Source organism: Panacibacter ginsenosidivorans, assembly GCF_007971225.1.
In the GTDB taxonomy this organism is placed as follows: Bacteria; Bacteroidota; Bacteroidia; order Chitinophagales; family Chitinophagaceae; genus Panacibacter; species Panacibacter ginsenosidivorans.
In genome coordinates, this window is sequence record NZ_CP042435.1 from 5,437,457 (window position 1) to 5,453,946 (window position 16,490).

Genomic DNA, 16,490 nt, shown 5'->3' on the forward strand with positions numbered 1-16,490 from the left:
TTATTTTTGTTTTGTCCCCGGCTTTAGAAAATAAATTGAACTTTTCTTGCGTCGCACTCGTCAGCTTATATATCATTTTTTGAACATAGATAAGCAATTTTAAAACATGCTGAATTCGTGCCTTCCCGAATAACTAAAAGGAACCGTGATGTAAATACCGGCCTTACCAACCCTAGTGGTACCCTTTACTTCCAAAAGCAGTTCCTTGGTAAAAATTGAAGTGAGGGTATTCTTAAAAAGGTTCTTCATATTCACATCCATTTTGGAGGGCACAACAAATTCCGATTTTTTGGCAATATGCATGGTAGTGTCTAGTTTGTACTTGCCAAGGTAATTGTGTTCCACATAAACATCGCAGTCAATATTCTTCAGGTCTACCCCAAAATTGTTGGGATTAAAATAAACAAGGTCCATACTTATAGCCGACTGCTCGAACCCCAGGCTGTCTACTTTAAAATTTCTCAAATCGCGATATTCAAAACTTTCAGGCTTTTTGCAACTATCAAAGACCAATAACAGGAGCAGGATGGGGGCAAGAATTTTCATGAAATTATTTGCATGCAAAATAATCAGAAAGATCAATTGAGCCGAAAAAGTATTTCTTATTAACGTACTTTTATCTGCTATTAAATTTAGGTTTTTGAGTTTTGAGTGATAATATTTGTAGACTACATATTTTAGTTTTTAAATAAAATATTTAATATATTTAAAATCATACACTTAAATATTTTATTGAGTATTTAAATAAATATAAATAATATGAAAAAATGCTTGTTTTGATATTGAATAACGATTTTTTAAAATTAATTTAAATAATTAATGAAAAATGGTTTAATAATTGAAAATCAATATTTTCCAATTATTAATTGGTTTAAATATTCGTTTCAGGAAAAATATATCATTTTAGATGGATGTGAGGCGTATAAAAAAATGAGCTTTCGCAACAGGATGGTCGTTTGCGGAAGCAACGGACTGATTTCATTGTCTGTTCCTATCGAGTCAGGAAGGCGGCAAAAAGCCCCTTTTAAGGACGTCCGGATTTCTTACAGGGAAAAGTGGATGACAAATCACTGGCGCACTATTTTTTCGTGTTATGGTAAATCGCCGTTTTTCGATTATTATAGCCACGAGGTAGAAAAGCTTCTTTACGAGAAGCATATTTACTTATTTGATCTAAACCTGGCTGCAGTAGAATGGCTAAAAACAGTGCTTCATTTTCCAGCGGAAATTATTGTTGTTGACTTCGATAATGCTGCTGATTATAATAGTGTTGCAGATGATATCTCAGATAAATGGCGACCTAATAATTTTCAGCAGGAAGATATTTTTATTCAATACCCCCAGGTTTTTCAAGACAGAATTGGTTTTCAGCCAAACCTGAGTATCTTGGATATGCTTTTTAATATGGGGCCATCTGCTATGGATCTTTTAAAGTATTGATGTTTTTGCCTCAGTAAAGGTCAAAGCGTTGAAGAGTGCGACGCAACCAATGCCCAAAAACTATTTTTTGCCGGGCTCAAAAAGCTTAATTCTCGAATTTTAAAAAATTGATTTTCAAACCAAAAATGCTTTTCAATTATTTCAAAGCACTAAAACTGTAATTTTATTGCGCATGAAAATTCGAACCATTCTAACTGTGTTGCTTATTTTTTATTATGTTATCCTTTGCGCACAGCAACGGCCATATTATACTCAATACATACTTAATAATTATATTATTAACCCAGCTGTAGCAGGCATAGAAAATTACTGGGATGTAAAAGCAAGTCACCGCCACCAATGGGTTGGTCTAAACGGTGCACCTGTAACTACCTACTTTACCATCCAGGGGCCGTTGACCAAAAATTCGTCGGGAAGGGCAAACCCAACAACTTTTCACCCTCCCGGAGAAAATCCGCGTGGCCATATTTTTATGGAAGAATATAAATCTACCGATCCGCATCATGGTTTAGGATTTACAGTCTTAAACGACAAAACGGGTCCTATCAATCGTTTTTCTCTTTACGGAAGTTATGCTTACCATTTGCCATTAAATGACCGTGTAAGTATGAGTGCGGGTGCTTCGCTCGGCATTCAAAATGTTAGCCTTAAAACAGATGAACTTGATTTTGGCACCGCTTACCCTGTAGACCCGGTTGTGGCAGGCAGTGCATATATTAATAATGTAAAGCCAGATATCAGTATTGGAATTATGGCCTACAGCGCAGAATGGTTTGCAGGGCTTGGTGTTCACCAGATCATTGCTTCAAAGATTGGTTTCAATGATGGCAAACTTGGTGGCGATAGTGTAACAATCATAAATGGCAAGCTTGTGCCACATATGTTTTTACAAGCAGGTTACAGGTTGTTATTGGGTGAGGATCTAAGTTTGCTTCCTTCAATAACTGCGAAATATGTAAATCCTGTGCCTTTAAGCTTTGATATTAATTTAAAACTTCAATACCGCGACCTTATGTGGGTGGGGGTGTCTGCCCGGCCTGATGATGGGTTTGCTGCAATGTTTGGTGTAAATATCAATAGCAGTATTAACGTTGGCTACTCATACGATTATACAACATCTTTGCTTAATACAGTAAGTAAAGGCACACACGAAATTGTGGTAGGCTTTTTACTCGGCAATAAATATGGTGATTGGTGCCCTAGAAATGTGTGGTAGAATCAATAGCACAATTATGAGCCGGGCATTAGTACTACTGGCATCACCTGTTGCGTCGCACTCTTTTTACTTCCATCCGGTATTCAACATTTTATACAATTACTTTTTCAGTAACAATTTCCTTTATTAAGTTTGATCAAATTATTGTATGGATATACCTGTTATAAAGACTTATTGCGACTACGTAAAAACACTCGGTAGCGATAATGTTCATAAACTTTACCACGATAATGAATATGGTTTCCCACTGCAAAGCGATGATGAACTTTTTGCAAGGCTGGTATTGGAAATAAACCAGGCGGGCTTAAGCTGGGATACAATTTTGAAAAAGAAAGAAAACTTTTTTAAAGCCTACGATAATTTTGAAATAAAGAAAGTTGCCAAATACAGTGATAAACATATAGAAAGACTTTTAAATGATGCAGGTATTATACGCAATCGCTTAAAAGTGCATGCTGCTATTGAAAATGCCAAAAGGATATTGCAACTGCAAAAAGAGTTTGGTTCCTTCAAAAAATGGATAGAACATCATCATCCGTTGATAAAAGAAGATTGGGTAAAACTTTTTAAAAAGCATTTCAAATTTACAGGCGGCGAAATTGTAAATGAATTCCTAATGAGTACGGGGTATCTGCCAGGCGCACATGTTGAAACCTGCCCTGTTTATAGAAAAGCTGCTAAGCAAAAGCCCAGGTGGATGGAGAAATAAATGCTCATTGCCAGTCCCACAATACTACATTCCATTCGTCCATTGCGTCTTTGTAAGAATAAATGGTTTTAAAACCAACTTTTTCGTGCGCCCTTATAGATCGGTAGTTACTGACAGAAATTTCTGTAACCACAAAATCAAACATGTTTTTAAAAACAGTTTTGTGGTGTTGATAGAGCATATCAAAAACACCTTTTCCTCGGTAATCTTTATCTACACAAACCTGTCCCATTACGTAATAGCGGTAATCAGACAGTTTTTTATTATTATATATTATGGCCTCCAGGTTATTGATCATCGTTGCAAGATCTTTATGAAAAGCCTTTGCTTCTTTTAATGCCACAAGGGCATACCCCGCAAGTTTATCGTCATCTTTAGCTATAATGCTGGGATGCAGTTTGTGCATTTGCTTAAGTAATTCATAAGAATATTCCCAGGAAATAAAACCTTCTTTTCGCTTTTCAATTTCGGGAACATTCATTCTATGATTTTCGTGTGAAAGCTCCACGATCTGTTTTAGTTCATCATCTGTTTTTACTATAGTCGCGTTCATTAAATTAGATTTATATCTATTTTCCTCAAATAGCAAAATAGTAGATAGTTGAAATAAAGTGGTGCTGATTTTTCGCTTATTTATTAAGATCCAATTTTATCCAATAAATATCATCCAAACCATTACCTGTGGAGCCTAATAAAGTTTTCAATGTTGCATAATCCTGTTTACCATGAAGAGATAATTCTTTAGCTGACCTGTTCGAAGTAAAAAATAATATTTTTTTATCCCAGCTTATAAAAGGACAATAATCCAGATCTGCGGAATTTATTCCTTTTGGTAGATGTTCCGCAGGTAACCAGTTTCCATTTGAATCTTTTCTTGAAATGTACAGATCGCCTCTGCCCATATCATCTTTTCTGCCATAACCTGTAAATAAAATATATTTTCCATCCGGATCTACAAATGCATTGAATTCATAACCCGCACTATTGATTGCTTCAGGTAAGCTAACAGGCTTTTCATACATACTATTTTTGTATGTACACATTACAATGTCTTCTTTGCCTTTTCCGTATTCAGCTTCTACAGTAAAATAGAGATCGCCGTTTTTTGTTAATGAAGGATAGAATTCATCTTTATCAGAATTAACTATAGAACCCAAATGTTCAGGAGCATCCCAACTATTATTTGTTTTAATTACTTTCCAGATATCAAAATCGTTTGTAGAATCCTGCTCACTTGTTGGCCTGTCTGAAGAAAAGAAAATTGTTTTTCCATCTGTTGTAAAGGTTGCTTCAAGATCACGATACATTCCAGAGAATGGAGCAACTTCGGGTGCAGACCATTTGCCATTTTCTTTGTGCATATACAATATGGTACTGCTCGAAAATTTTTGCCCCTGTAAAGTGAAAAATATTTCATCACCGGAAGGGGAGATGGTGAAATCGCGGTTGCTTAAACCATCAGATAAAATTCCTTTTGCAAAAATCTTAGCTGTATCTGCGGGCAATTCTTTGCCTGGATATGTTACCTGTTGTGCCTTTAAAAGAATGTTGCAACAAAAAAGTATAATAGTTGTGAAAGTAAATTTTGATCTCATGAGTAAGAGTGTTTTTGTTTGTTGAATAAAGAACAGGACGTATAAGTGTGCGACGCAACAAAAGGTTAAGCTTATTTATTAGTCCGGTTCAAAAAAAATTTAGTAATAAAAGTATCAGGAATTATTTATTTAAACCGTTCATTCATCACTATCTATTTTCCGTTTATCATAGATGCTTGATGAACGGTTTCCGATAATATTTTAAAACTTCCGTTTGTCCAATTTTGCATTTTTAGCTTAAGTGCTAATGTTCATCTTAGCTCTACGAAATCGGACGTAGAATTAATCACCAAATACTGTTATGAAAAAAATATACCTGTTCATTGTCCCTGCTTTTATTGCTACAACTTCATTTGCGCAAACTATTGGAAAAATTTCCGGTAGTATTATCTCTTCTGATAAGAAAGTAATCGAGGCCGCGACTATATCATTGCTGAAAGCAAAAGACTCTTCTTTAATAAAAATGGAGGTTACAGATAAGAATGGGTTATTTGAATTTGAACACGTAAACAATGGTAACTATTTATTGAGCGCTGATGCAGTGGGGTATCAAAAGTCTTACACATCAATAGTTGTAAGTGATGACAAAAAATTAGTAAACGCAGATTTTGTAATGAGCAATGCATCAGCTTCTTTAGCAGGTGTGAGTGTAAAATCAACAAGGCCATTGATTGAAAATAAAATTGATAAAACGATTGTAAATGTCGAAGCATCGCCAACCAATACTGGTTTATCCGCATTAGAGGTTTTAGAAAAATCTCCGGGCATTACAGTTAATAATGATGGTGAGATAAGCTTGAAAGGAAAGCAGGGCGTGAAAATATTTATTGATGGTAAACCATCTTATCTATCCGGGCAGGATCTGACAAATTATCTGAAAAATCTTTCTTCCAATCAGCTTGACCAGATAGAAATAATGACGCAGCCTTCTGCAAAATATGATGCAGCAGGTAACACAGGCATCATTAATATCAAGACAAAAAAGAATGTAAACAATGGATTAAATGGCAGCTTTTCTACCAGCGCTATTATTGCAAAATATTTTAAGAATACTAATAATATCAATTTCAACTGGCGCAAAGGGAAGACTAATATTTATGGTATGTATGGAAATTCGTACTGGTTGGGGTTTAATGATATTTATATAAACAGGAGTTTAAGAGAAGGCAGGGATTCTGCATTTAACAGATATAGTGAGCAGCATACTTATGGAAAGTATAAAGGCTTGCCCCATAACTTTAAACTTGGTGCAGATTATTTTGCCGGCAAGAATACAACTGTTGGCGTGGCAATGACGAGTTATCTTGATAATGATCGTTTTACTTCTACAGGCACTGCGAATATTTATGATAGCCTGCATCGTTTTGTACAATACAATGATGCAAACTCAGAAACACACGATCCATGGACGAATGTTGGGTTTAATGTTAACCTGCAGCAGAAATTAGATACCTCTGGAAAAGAATTATCAGTAGATGCAGATTATATTTTATACAGAACAAAAGGCAAACAATATTCCAATAACTATTTGTACAACTCTGACGGAGACTTATCAGAAGACCCCTTTTTATTAAATGGTTACCTCCCTGCAAACATCGATATCTACAGCTTCAAAGCAGATTATAAGCAACCTTTAAAGAAAAATGCAACACTCGAAGCTGGCGTAAAATTCAGTTATGTAAAAACTGATAATGATGCACAATACACCATTTATGACGCTGGTACCGGTAAATGGGAAAATGATGAAACAAGAAGCAATCATTTTATTTATAAAGAAAACATCAATGCAGCTTATATCAATTTACAAAAACAAATAAAGAAATTTGGTATACAGCTCGGTTTACGTGCAGAACAAACCATAGCAGAAGGCAATCAGGTTTCAAAAGAGATTGCTTTTAAAAAGAATTATACCAAACTCTTTCCTACCACATATTTCAGTTATAATCTGAATGATAACAACACTTTTGGTTTGTCATATGGCAGAAGAATAGAAAGGCCGGGCTACCAGGATCTGAACCCGTTCCAGTACCAGCTTGATCGATATACGTATCGCCAGGGAAACCCGGATCTTCAGCCACAATTCAGTCATAACTTTGAACTAAGTTATAATTATAAAGGCGCCTTAAATATATCAGCAAACTATACAACTGTTTCAGATATCATTAATGATGTATTGATAACAAAACGTGAACCCGGCGATTCTAACTACACTACTTATCAAACCAAGCAAAATATAGCGTCCAATAAAAACATTGGTTTAGCCGTTAGTTATAATACAAAACTGGCGAAGTGGTGGTCAATAAACGTTTTCGCTAATGTATTCAATAACCATTACAAAGGAACTATTGACGGTGAGCAGATTGATCTTGGCCTTACTTCTTACACAGCCAATATGAGCAGTCAGTTTACGTTTAATAAAGGATGGTCTGCAGAGGCTAGTGGTTTTTACCGTGGCAAAAATTTAGAAAGCAGCGCCATTCTTTCATTACCGATGGGAATGTTTTCAGTAGGCGGCGGCAAAAAAATTTTGAAAGACAAAGGTTCCATCCGTCTCAATCTCCGCGATCCCTTTTATCTTATGAGTTTCAGGGGAAGCACCGATCTTAACAAAGGTTACACACAAATACATAGTTATTGGGATAACCGCAGGGCTATCATCTCGTTTACGTATCGTTTTGGCAAAGTAAATAATCCGGCTCCACGTCGTCATAATACAGGTGCCGATGACGAAAAGAGCCGCGTAAATACTGGTGGTCAGCAGTAAAATTTTTCTCATGTGCATTATAATTCCGGCCCCGGTTTCTACCGGGGCTTTTTATTTTATGCACTTAGCTGCGGTGCTGCTATTAAGGTTTTGTTGTGTCACTCACTTGTACATTCAGTAATTCTATTCAACAATTTAGCGTCTTACTGTTACATCAGTCAATGCACATTTGTATTTTTGCCGGCTATCAATTATCAATTATAAACTTTTTGCCATGCCATCATTTGATATTGCCAGTAAAGTTGATCTTCAAACTTTAGATAACGCAATCAACACTGTAAAGAAAGAGATCAGTAATCGTTTCGATTTTAAAGACTCGCATGTTTCCATAGAGCTCAATAAAAAAGACTATATCGTAAACATAGAAGTAGAAAGCGATATGAAAATGAAACAGGTCATTGATGTTATTATCAGCCGTGCTATAAAACAGGGCATCGATGGTAATGCCTTCAACTTTGAAAAAGATGCTTACCCCAGTGGTAAAGTGGTAAAGAAAGAAGTATCCGTAACCAATGGTTTAAAACAGGATGATGCAAAGAAGATCGTAAAGCTTATAAAAGATTCAGGTCTAAAAGTGCAGGCACAAATAATGGATGAGATAGTACGCGTAACTGCCAAAAAAATAGATGATCTGCAGGAAGTTATTGCCATGCTGAGAGGAGCTAACCTTGCCTTCCCGCTTCAGTTTACCAATATGAAATCGTAAATAAACGGGGGCAATTGTTGCCATAAGTTCCAAAAACCTGAAGTGTGCGACGCAACCAAAGATGCCATAGGAAACAGGATGTTGGGCGCATAATTGCTTTACTTTAAATTCAATTTGGTTTAAAACCTTCCCGAACTTATCTTTGCGCTCCAATTTTTAAATTGTACGGCAAAATCCGTGCAGCCTAAAATCATAAAAATGAAAAAAGGTCTCCATCCGGAAAGTTACAAATTTGTTGTTTTCAAAGACATGAGCAACGGTCATGCATTTCTTGGTCGTTCTACAGGCGGTTCCAAAGAAAAAATTAAATGGGAAGATGGTAATGAATACCCGCTGATAAAGCTGGAAATTTCGAATACATCGCATCCATTTTATACCGGTAAGAATGTACTGGTAGATACTGCGGGACGTATCGACAAATTCAAGAAGCGTTACGAAAAGAAAAAATAACCTTCTGATATTAAAATCCCTCCGCAGTAAAAAACGGGGGGATTTTGCTTTATATAATCCTTTAGCAAGCAACAACAACGATGAGCCAACTTACAAGTTACCCCAAAGAAAAAATTAAGATCCTGTTTTTGGAGAATATCAGCGACAAAGCTGTGCAGCACTTTAAGCAAAACGGTTATACCAATGTAAAAAAGATCGGCGGTGCACTAAGCGAAGAAGAATTGATAAAGGAAGTGAAAGATGTGCATTTGCTGGGTATTCGTTCCAAAACACAGATAACAGAGAAAGTTTTGGAAGCAGCAACCAAACTGCAGGCAATAGGCTGTTTCTGTATTGGTGTAAACCAGGTGAATTTAAAAGCAGCAACCAAAAAAGGAATTGTAGTTTTTAATGCTCCTTATAGTAATACCAGAAGTGTTGCAGAACTGGTGATTGGGCTCTCTATAATGTTGATACGCCGCATACCGGATAAGAACAAAGCTGCGCATGAAGGTCTTTGGAATAAAGAAGCAAAAGGCAGTTTTGAATTGCGCGGTAAAACGTTAGGTTTGGTAGGTTACGGAAATATTGGCAGCCAGGTAAGTGTACTTGCAGAAGCGCTTGGTATGAAAGTTTTATTTTATGATGTGGAAACCAAACTGCCTTTGGGTAATGCAGCTTCCTGCAGGAGCCTGAAAGAGCTTTTAAATGCTGCGGATATTGTTTCACTGCATGTACCTGAAACAGCACAAACAAAGAATCTTATTAATAAGGGCAATATCAAACATTTTAAGAAAGGCGCAATTCTTATTAATTATGCCAGGGGAGAAGTTGTTGATCTTGCTATATTGGCAAAAGCATTGAAGGAAGGCGAACTTGGAGGTGCAGCAATAGATGTATTTCCATGGGAACCTGAAAAAAATGGAGATAAATTTGAAACACCATTACAAGGATTAAGCAATGTGATTCTTACCCCACATATTGGTGGATCAACTGAAGAAGCACAGCAAAATATTGGTGATGATGTAAGTGCAAAACTTTTCAATTATCTCGAGAAAGGAATCACTTATGGCTCGCATACTGTGCCTGCAATCAGCCTGCCACCGGTAGAAGGTGCACATAGAATATTACATATTCACAAAAATGTACCGGGTGTATTGAGTGCAATTAATACAGAACTGGCAAGTCATCACATCAATATTGTTGGTCAGTATTTACAAACAAATAATGAAATTGGGTACGTGGTTTTAGATGTAGATAAGAAACTTTCCAAACAGGCTTTAGAATTATTGAGAGATGTGAAAGAAACGATTAAGGTGAGGATACTTTACTAAATAATTATTACAATAAAATATAAAGGACGCTTTTGGCGTCCTTTTATTATGTGGTATGATTTACCCATTTTCCACATGCCTTGTGATTTATTTAATCTACTTTTTCCGTAGTGATTGTTGTTGTTTTTCCATCATCTCTGCGGATGGTCGTGGTTTTAGAGCTGCGCTTTCCCCCACTTGCTATAAGTATAATAATCAGTAAAGCAATGATTCCAACAACCCAAATCCAGTTCTGGCCAATCCAGGTGCCCACATCTGTATTGTTTACTTCTACTTTTGGTGATTCCTGTGCCTGTGTGAACTGATATATTAATATCATAATGCTCGTAAAAAGAGCTTTAAAGCCTGAACCTTTAATTAACTGTTTCATATGAATACTTTTAAGTTTAAAAGATCTGTTTCATTCAAAAGAATTCAATAACTGCGCCAATTAAAGGCATAGGTGCCAATAAACTCTTCCTGTAAAAACATAACTTTGCAACCTTATTATGAAATCAAGAACATTACAAAAAGATAAGGTGAACATTATAACACTTGGTTGCAGTAAAAACCTGGTGGATAGTGAAGTGCTGAGTGGCCAGCTGAAAGCAAATGAAATTGATGTGGTGCATGAGAACAGTAAACTTGATCATAACATAGTTGTGGTAAATACTTGCGGTTTTATTGACAAGGCAAAAGAAGAAAGCGTAAATACTATTCTCGACCAGGTTGAATTAAAAAAGAAAGGTAAACTTGACAAAGTTTATGTTACCGGTTGTTTAAGTGAACGTTACCGTAGCGATCTTGAAGCGGAAATTCCAGAAGTTGATGCGTGGTTTGGCACTCTTGAATTACCACTCATTTTAAAACAATTTGATGCTGATTATAAAAGTGAGTTGCTTGGTGAACGCATGCTTGGCACACCAAAACATTATGCTTATTTAAAGATCAGTGAAGGTTGTAACAGAACCTGTGCATTCTGTGCAATTCCTTTAATGCGTGGTGCGCATGTCAGCAGGTCGATGGAAGATTTGGTTAAAGAAGCCGAGAGCCTTGTCCGGCGTGGCGTTAAAGAGATCATGCTTATTGCGCAGGAACTTACTTATTATGGTCTCGATCTTTACAAGAAAAGAATGCTTGCAGAATTATTGAATAAACTGGCTGATGTAAAAGGAATTGAATGGATTCGTTTACATTATGCTTACCCCAATAAGTTTCCGCTTGAAGTGTTGGATGTTATGCGTGAGCGCAGCAATATCTGTAACTATCTTGATATGCCTTTGCAGCATGCAAGCAATAACATGCTGAAAGCAATGAAGCGCCAAAGCACAAGACAGGAAATGGAAGAATTGATTGCAGCTATTCGTGAAAAGAATCCGGGCATTTGTTTGCGCACAACTTTAATAGCAGGTTTCCCTGGCGAGACAAGAGAAGATGTGGAAGAGCTCAAAGATTTTCTTACACGTATGCGTTTTGATCGTGTCGGCATTTTCACTTACAGTCATGAAGAAGGAACGAGTGGTTATGCTTTAATTGATGATGTGCCTGCGGAAGAAAAGCAGGCACGTGCACAGGAGATCATGGAACTGCAGCAGGAAATAAGTTATGAAAAGAATGTAGAAAAGGTAGGTAAGGTATTTAAAGTAATTATCGACAAAAAGGAAGCTGGCCGCTATCTTGGCCGCACTGAGTTCGATAGTGTTGAAGTAGATAATGAAGTGGTAATTCACTCCACAAAAAAATTGCCTGTTGGTGAGTTTGTAAATGTAAAGATCACTAAAGCGTATGATTATGATTTGGAAGGAGAAGTGATTTTATAATACTATGCTATAGAATAAATGGCATCGCCTGTTGCGTCGCAAGCACTTCAGCGTTCTGATCAGTTTGCAACAGTTTAATTTTAAAGAGAACCATCGTTCTCTTTTTTTATTCCTTTTTTGTAATTTGAGTTTGCATAAATTCTTATACATGTTAGCAGAGGAGACTTTACTGAACCGCGTAAGAGAGATCATTGAAGTAACGCATGATAATGTGGGAGAGAAGAAAGCATTCGGTGGAATATGTTTTATGGTTAATGATAAAATGTGTGTGGCTGTTAAGCCGGAAAGAATAATGGTTCGAATAGATCCGGAAAAAAATGATGATGTAATTTCGAAAAATGGTTGCGAGCCAATGGTGCACAACGGTAAAGTAATGAGAGGCTTTGTTTTCGTCAGCTCCGCTGAATTACAATCAAAAAAACAATTAGAATATTGGGTAAAACTGGCACTCGATTATAATCCTGTTGCAAAGCAATCGAAGAAAAAGGTCAAAAAAAGCAATAACTAAAATGTGAAATAAAGTGTCTGTAACACTTTACTTATAACAGAATTCTTCTCTTTATTATAAAGCCTTAACTTAGACACATAACTAACCTGCATGTTAAAAGTAGTATCCTTCCAGATAGCAGATAGTATAGATATAAAACAATTTAAAACTGCATTTACGGCAGAAATTTATCATGAAGATTCTGATGAATTGTTTTATCGTATGGCCACACAAAAATTTATTTACGTTTTTAAGTATGGTATTGTATGTTTTCTTGGTTACAACGAAGTAGAGTCTACAGCTTTTATACAGGTTATAACACCATATTGCAGAAACATGCAGGAAGAAAGATTGAATGATGAATTTGATATAGAAACCAATGCAAACAGGTATAAACTCGGTTACAATAAAATTGAACTGGAAAGCGCAGATGTAGAATCTTTCCGGCTCATCATGCTTAATGTATCGCAGTCTGTTGCACTGGACCATTACAGCCAGCAAACAAATATCCTACTCGAAGAAACAAATTATCATACACAGATACTGGAGAAGAAAGGCAAGCTCGACCTGAGTGGTATTAACTTAAAAAAATATATTGGCCGCACACTCAACCTCAAAAACAGGATAGCTGAGAACCTTTATATTTTTGATTCACCCGAAGAAACATGGGAAGATGAAAACCTTAACAGGCTTGATATCGGCCTCAAAAAAACATTCGATCTGCAATCGCGTTTCCGTACCATACAAGAGGGGCTTGGTATTGTAAAAGAGAACCTCGAACTGTTTAAAGACCTGCTTCAATACCGCAATAGCATTGTGCTGGAATGGATCATTATCATCCTGATCTTTGTGGAAGTTATCAATCTTTTTATTGAAAAAATATTCAGATAAAAGAATGTTTTTTGGGCTCGTCTTTTTTTTGCTATTTAGCTTTACTTGCGTCGCACACTGCGGCGCTTTTATCGTTAATCAACAGGTAAATACATTGTTCGTATATGATGCACAGCAGTACAAAGTACAAGTGTGCGACGCAAGGAACGATCAGTAAAAGATATACAGCCGGGCTCAAAAAAAATTATGGTGCAGGTTTTATATCGGTAAGTTTTACATCAAAATATAAAATGGTATTGGGTGGTACAGCACCGGGAATACCTGTACATGCATAACACAATGAAGAGGGGATAACCATTTTTATCTCTCCGCCTTTCGCTATTTTTTGCAGACCTAATTTCCAGCCGTCAATAAAACCATTTAATATACTTGCATAAGGAGTTGTCTGTTGCTCATCAAGCACTGTTCCATTAAGATAAGTTCCGGTATATAGCACATACACAGTATCATTAAGATCCGGTGGTGCGCCTGTTCCGGGTTCAATTATCTGGTAAAAGATCCCATTATCATCTGTCTGGTAGGTTATAGAATTGCTTACACAAAATGCGGCCATAGTAGATGCTTCCGAAGAGGGGGCAACATTGGTACACATGCTGTTGGTATTAGATTTTCCACAACTATAAAATAAAATCATAAGCAGAACGATCACAGGCAATTTCTTCATGTTGTTTGTTTTTGTAAAAGACAGTCTTTAAGGTTGTTTGGCTGCATCTGCAGATTCTGCTTTTTGCTGTTGCTGCTTTTTATAAAGTAATTCGCGGTAATGCTGTTCATTCATATCCCACTTGTATTTTTTGTAAAAGATTGCGGTAAATATAGCTATGGCTGCAACTGCAATTATTAATACATAAGGATTCATTTGGCTGTTTGCTACCATATTGGCCCGTGTATACCAGCCAAGATCAAGGGAAAGCAAAATACCGCCTGATATCAAAAGGCCAAGTGGCAGGCCAATAAAAAGCTGGCGTAACAATTTTTTTTCTCTGTCGCGGTTCTTTTCCCAGTATTGAATAAAGGCTTCATCCTGCGTGGATAACATGCCACAAAATTAAGTTTACACAGGTATAAAAATTCATTTCTTTGAAATTTATGATTTGTGATTTTAAAAGCTGTATTTTCAGGTCAAAAAAGTGAACCATTACGACGCGCTTATAAGGGATTATCTCTACGAATACAAGTCTGTATCTTTTGAAAAGATAGGCGAACTTGTTCTTGACAGTACTGTATCTCCCGACCAACCGATTTCAAAAACTTCTATACACTTTACAGTTAGTAAAAGAGCCGTTACCACACCAGAGCTTGCAACTTTTATAGCTGGTAAAACCGGTAAAAGCAAAGTATTGATCAATTCAGACCTTGAATCATTCGTGGAGTTGATGCGGCAGTTTATAAATATTGGGAAGCCCTACGAAATGGAGGGTGTTGGTATTTTTAAATTGGGTAAATCAGGCGAATATGAGTTTGCTGCTTTTGATGAGACATATACGTACAAAAGAGAAGAAACAAAAAGCAGTAAAAAACAAAAGTCAGGAATTGATTCGCCGCTTGCCGTAAAGAATTCTTCCAATAAAAACTTATTAATGTTTTTTGCACTTATAATTATATTGGGTGTACTGGGTGTAATAGGTTGGGGAACTTATAAATTATTTGTGAACAAAAATAACACATCCGCACAAACACAAACTATTGCAGACACTGCAACGCAGACTGCTCCTCCACTAAAGCCTTTACAAGACAGCACTGCAATAAAAACAGACAGCCTGCAAACAAAAGACAGCATTGCAGTTGCAGTAAATGACTCTGCATCTTATAAATTTATTTACGAAACAACAACATCTTCTGCAAGAGCATATGATCGTGTGAATACCTTAAGATCATTTGGACATCCTTCCGCAGTTGATAGCATAAAAAGGGACTCTGTAACAGTATATACGCTTTATTTCAAATACAGGCTCAGTGCTGCAGATACTGCAATAATGAAGGATTCTCTCCAGAAATTATTAAGCAGAAAAATAAGAATAAGGCCTCTTTAATAAATGCCGGTCATAAAAATAATGCATGAAAAATTCGGAACTTATATTAGCCATATTATTCTGGACTTTCCTTGTTGCAGATTGCATACTGATGACTGAAGGGCTGCATGAATACAGGATTTATACAAAAACCTTACTCGTTCCTATATTGCTTATTGGTATATATACTACGTCACAGGAAACAAAGCACCGTAAATCAAAAGTCATTACTACACTTGCATTTTTCTTTTGTTTTCTCGGAGATTTCTTCCTGCTGAGCGACGATGATAAGAGTTATTTTATATTAGGGTTAAGTTCATTTCTCCTGGCGCATTTGTTTTTTATTGTTTTCTTTTTGCGACTGAAAAAAATTTCAAATAAATACAGGCTTTTCCTTTCTGGTATCAGCGCACTGGTATTTAGTTATGTTGGGGTGCTTTTATTTCTTATCTGGAAGGATGTAACCCTTCAGAATCTTCAGATACCGGTAGTAGTATATGCGTTTATTCTTGGCCTTATGCTTATCGCGGCTGTTCATACTATAAATAATAAAAGCATTCAAAAACTTTCCAGGTATTTTTTTATTCCTGGCGCGGTTCTTTTTATTTTATCAGACTCTCTTCTTGCGTTATATAAGTTTGCTATAACATTTAGGTATGGGAATATTCTGGTCATGGTTACTTATGCCGGAGCCCTTTTCCTGCTATACCTTGGGGTGATGCGTTTTTTGAAAAAATAGTTTTATTAACCCTCTCAGGAACGTTGATGCAGGTGCTATTTTTTGATTTTTATGTACCCGGCTGTGCCAATACTATTTAGCCCGGTTGCGTCGCACACTTTTACACTATAACTTTATTCTACATAAACTCTTTTTATGCGTGTGCTACTATTAAAAGCAATCAGTTAAACATCAAAAAGCTAATGAAAATAAATTAAGCTTAAGATGCCAAAAGAGTAGTCACGTATAGTAAAAAAATATAACTTTACGCGGTAAAAGTTTGTACCCTTGGTCATAAACTACAAGTGAAAGTCAATAACAAAAGGTTAGCATTAAATTGACAATGTGTTGAAGTACCCTAATGCCACTCCTTCGTTATAACATTTCCCG

The 16,490-nt window shown here is 36.3% G+C and carries 18 protein-coding genes; 12 read left to right on the forward strand and 6 right to left on the reverse strand.

The genetic code is table 11. From position 1 onward, the window contains the following. Positions 1–99 precede the first annotated feature (99 nt). A complete protein-coding gene (locus tag FRZ67_RS22905) occupies positions 100–546 on the reverse strand; it encodes an LEA/WHy family protein (protein WP_147192885.1) in 447 nt (148 codons plus the stop codon). A 273-nt stretch (positions 547–819) separates the two neighbouring features. Here FRZ67_RS22905 and FRZ67_RS22910 point away from each other — a divergent pair, with 273 nt between their 5' ends. The 3 genes from FRZ67_RS22910 (at position 820) to FRZ67_RS22920 (ending at position 3,365) form a co-directional block, all read left to right on the forward strand. Continuing rightward, a complete protein-coding gene (locus FRZ67_RS22910; RefSeq protein WP_147192886.1) occupies positions 820–1,440 on the forward strand; it encodes a WbqC family protein in 621 nt (206 codons plus the stop codon). 172 nt (positions 1,441–1,612) lie between these two features. Continuing rightward, positions 1,613–2,656, forward strand: coding sequence for a PorP/SprF family type IX secretion system membrane protein (locus FRZ67_RS22915; RefSeq protein ID WP_147192887.1), 1,044 nt, complete (start codon positions 1,613–1,615; stop codon positions 2,654–2,656). 148 nt (positions 2,657–2,804) lie between these two features. Beyond that, positions 2,805–3,365 (forward strand): DNA-3-methyladenine glycosylase I, encoded by a 561-nt coding sequence (locus FRZ67_RS22920; protein ID WP_147192888.1) that lies wholly within the window; start codon positions 2,805–2,807, stop codon positions 3,363–3,365. 4 nt (positions 3,366–3,369) lie between these two features. On the opposite strand, the gene FRZ67_RS22925 is transcribed toward FRZ67_RS22920, so the two are convergent. Both FRZ67_RS22925 and FRZ67_RS22930 read right to left on the reverse strand, forming a co-directional pair. Continuing rightward, complete coding sequence (locus FRZ67_RS22925) at positions 3,370–3,918, reverse strand: GNAT family N-acetyltransferase (RefSeq protein WP_147192889.1); 549 nt, start codon at positions 3,916–3,918, stop codon at positions 3,370–3,372. 76 nt (positions 3,919–3,994) lie between these two features. Beyond that, positions 3,995–4,960 (reverse strand): TolB family protein, encoded by a 966-nt coding sequence (locus FRZ67_RS22930; protein ID WP_147192890.1) that lies wholly within the window; start codon positions 4,958–4,960, stop codon positions 3,995–3,997. Positions 4,961–5,261: 301 nt separating this feature from the next. On the opposite strand from FRZ67_RS22930, the gene FRZ67_RS22935 reads away from it, so the two are divergent. From FRZ67_RS22935 to serA, 4 genes are all read left to right on the forward strand, one after another. Next, positions 5,262–7,724 carry a TonB-dependent receptor domain-containing protein gene (locus tag FRZ67_RS22935; protein ID WP_147192891.1) on the forward strand — a complete coding sequence of 821 codons (2,463 nt, stop codon included), beginning with the start codon at positions 5,262–5,264 and terminating at the stop codon, positions 7,722–7,724. A gap of 214 nt (positions 7,725–7,938) precedes the next feature. Then, entirely contained in the window at positions 7,939–8,430 is a 492-nt protein-coding gene (locus FRZ67_RS22940) for a YajQ family cyclic di-GMP-binding protein (RefSeq protein WP_147192892.1), read from the forward strand. A gap of 198 nt (positions 8,431–8,628) precedes the next feature. Further along, positions 8,629–8,880: a type B 50S ribosomal protein L31 gene (locus tag FRZ67_RS22945; protein ID WP_147192893.1), complete on the forward strand. Its 252-nt coding sequence runs from the start codon at positions 8,629–8,631 to the stop codon at positions 8,878–8,880. Between the two features lie 80 nt (positions 8,881–8,960). Further along, positions 8,961–10,193 carry a phosphoglycerate dehydrogenase gene (gene serA, locus FRZ67_RS22950; protein ID WP_147192894.1) on the forward strand — a complete coding sequence of 411 codons (1,233 nt, stop codon included), beginning with the start codon at positions 8,961–8,963 and terminating at the stop codon, positions 10,191–10,193. 91 nt (positions 10,194–10,284) lie between these two features. Here the strand turns inward: serA and FRZ67_RS22955 are convergent, their stop codons facing one another. Then, positions 10,285–10,563 (reverse strand): hypothetical protein, encoded by a 279-nt coding sequence (locus FRZ67_RS22955; RefSeq protein WP_147192895.1) that lies wholly within the window; start codon positions 10,561–10,563, stop codon positions 10,285–10,287. Between the two features lie 118 nt (positions 10,564–10,681). Between FRZ67_RS22955 and rimO the strand changes: the two genes are divergently transcribed. From rimO to FRZ67_RS22970, 3 genes are all read left to right on the forward strand, one after another. Then, positions 10,682–11,992, forward strand: coding sequence for a 30S ribosomal protein S12 methylthiotransferase RimO (gene rimO, locus FRZ67_RS22960; protein WP_147192896.1), 1,311 nt, complete (start codon positions 10,682–10,684; stop codon positions 11,990–11,992). A 148-nt stretch (positions 11,993–12,140) separates the two neighbouring features. Beyond that, complete coding sequence (locus tag FRZ67_RS22965; protein WP_147192897.1) at positions 12,141–12,500, forward strand: TfoX/Sxy family protein; 360 nt, start codon at positions 12,141–12,143, stop codon at positions 12,498–12,500. Between the two features lie 90 nt (positions 12,501–12,590). Beyond that, positions 12,591–13,370: an RMD1 family protein gene (locus FRZ67_RS22970; protein WP_147192898.1), complete on the forward strand. Its 780-nt coding sequence runs from the start codon at positions 12,591–12,593 to the stop codon at positions 13,368–13,370. A 184-nt stretch (positions 13,371–13,554) separates the two neighbouring features. Here the strand turns inward: FRZ67_RS22970 and FRZ67_RS22975 are convergent, their stop codons facing one another. Beyond that, positions 13,555–14,034, reverse strand: a complete 480-nt coding sequence (locus FRZ67_RS22975) for an FKBP-type peptidyl-prolyl cis-trans isomerase (protein WP_147192899.1) — start codon at positions 14,032–14,034, stop codon at positions 13,555–13,557. 27 nt (positions 14,035–14,061) lie between these two features. Continuing rightward, positions 14,062–14,409 carry a hypothetical protein gene (locus FRZ67_RS22980; RefSeq protein WP_147192900.1) on the reverse strand — a complete coding sequence of 116 codons (348 nt, stop codon included), beginning with the start codon at positions 14,407–14,409 and terminating at the stop codon, positions 14,062–14,064. A 91-nt stretch (positions 14,410–14,500) separates the two neighbouring features. Between FRZ67_RS22980 and FRZ67_RS22985 the strand changes: the two genes are divergently transcribed. Both FRZ67_RS22985 and FRZ67_RS22990 read left to right on the forward strand, forming a co-directional pair. Beyond that, on the forward strand, positions 14,501–15,403 hold the full coding sequence (locus FRZ67_RS22985; protein WP_147192901.1) for a hypothetical protein: 903 nt from the start codon (positions 14,501–14,503) through the stop codon (positions 15,401–15,403). 25 nt (positions 15,404–15,428) lie between these two features. Then, a complete protein-coding gene (locus FRZ67_RS22990; RefSeq protein ID WP_147192902.1) occupies positions 15,429–16,121 on the forward strand; it encodes a lysoplasmalogenase in 693 nt (230 codons plus the stop codon). Positions 16,122–16,490: the final 369 nt, after the last annotated feature.

What these genes read in the sequence shown, in the direction of transcription:
- FRZ67_RS22905 (WP_147192885.1), bottom strand. Translation starts at nt 546, where the DNA reads ATGAAAATTCTTGCCCCCATCCTGCTCCTGTTATTGGTCTTTGATAGT.
- FRZ67_RS22910 (WP_147192886.1), top strand. Translation starts at nt 820, where the DNA reads ATGAAAAATGGTTTAATAATTGAAAATCAATATTTTCCAATTATTAAT.
- FRZ67_RS22915 (WP_147192887.1), top strand. Translation starts at nt 1,613, where the DNA reads ATGAAAATTCGAACCATTCTAACTGTGTTGCTTATTTTTTATTATGTT.
- FRZ67_RS22920 (WP_147192888.1), top strand. Translation starts at nt 2,805, where the DNA reads ATGGATATACCTGTTATAAAGACTTATTGCGACTACGTAAAAACACTC.
- FRZ67_RS22925 (WP_147192889.1), bottom strand. Translation starts at nt 3,918, where the DNA reads ATGAACGCGACTATAGTAAAAACAGATGATGAACTAAAACAGATCGTG.
- FRZ67_RS22930 (WP_147192890.1), bottom strand. Translation starts at nt 4,960, where the DNA reads ATGAGATCAAAATTTACTTTCACAACTATTATACTTTTTTGTTGCAAC.
- FRZ67_RS22935 (WP_147192891.1), top strand. Translation starts at nt 5,262, where the DNA reads ATGAAAAAAATATACCTGTTCATTGTCCCTGCTTTTATTGCTACAACT.
- FRZ67_RS22940 (WP_147192892.1), top strand. Translation starts at nt 7,939, where the DNA reads ATGCCATCATTTGATATTGCCAGTAAAGTTGATCTTCAAACTTTAGAT.
- FRZ67_RS22945 (WP_147192893.1), top strand. Translation starts at nt 8,629, where the DNA reads ATGAAAAAAGGTCTCCATCCGGAAAGTTACAAATTTGTTGTTTTCAAA.
- serA (WP_147192894.1), top strand. Translation starts at nt 8,961, where the DNA reads ATGAGCCAACTTACAAGTTACCCCAAAGAAAAAATTAAGATCCTGTTT.
- FRZ67_RS22955 (WP_147192895.1), bottom strand. Translation starts at nt 10,563, where the DNA reads ATGAAACAGTTAATTAAAGGTTCAGGCTTTAAAGCTCTTTTTACGAGC.
- rimO (WP_147192896.1), top strand. Translation starts at nt 10,682, where the DNA reads ATGAAATCAAGAACATTACAAAAAGATAAGGTGAACATTATAACACTT.
- FRZ67_RS22965 (WP_147192897.1), top strand. Translation starts at nt 12,141, where the DNA reads ATGTTAGCAGAGGAGACTTTACTGAACCGCGTAAGAGAGATCATTGAA.
- FRZ67_RS22970 (WP_147192898.1), top strand. Translation starts at nt 12,591, where the DNA reads ATGTTAAAAGTAGTATCCTTCCAGATAGCAGATAGTATAGATATAAAA.
- FRZ67_RS22975 (WP_147192899.1), bottom strand. Translation starts at nt 14,034, where the DNA reads ATGAAGAAATTGCCTGTGATCGTTCTGCTTATGATTTTATTTTATAGT.
- FRZ67_RS22980 (WP_147192900.1), bottom strand. Translation starts at nt 14,409, where the DNA reads ATGTTATCCACGCAGGATGAAGCCTTTATTCAATACTGGGAAAAGAAC.
- FRZ67_RS22990 (WP_147192902.1), top strand. Translation starts at nt 15,429, where the DNA reads ATGAAAAATTCGGAACTTATATTAGCCATATTATTCTGGACTTTCCTT.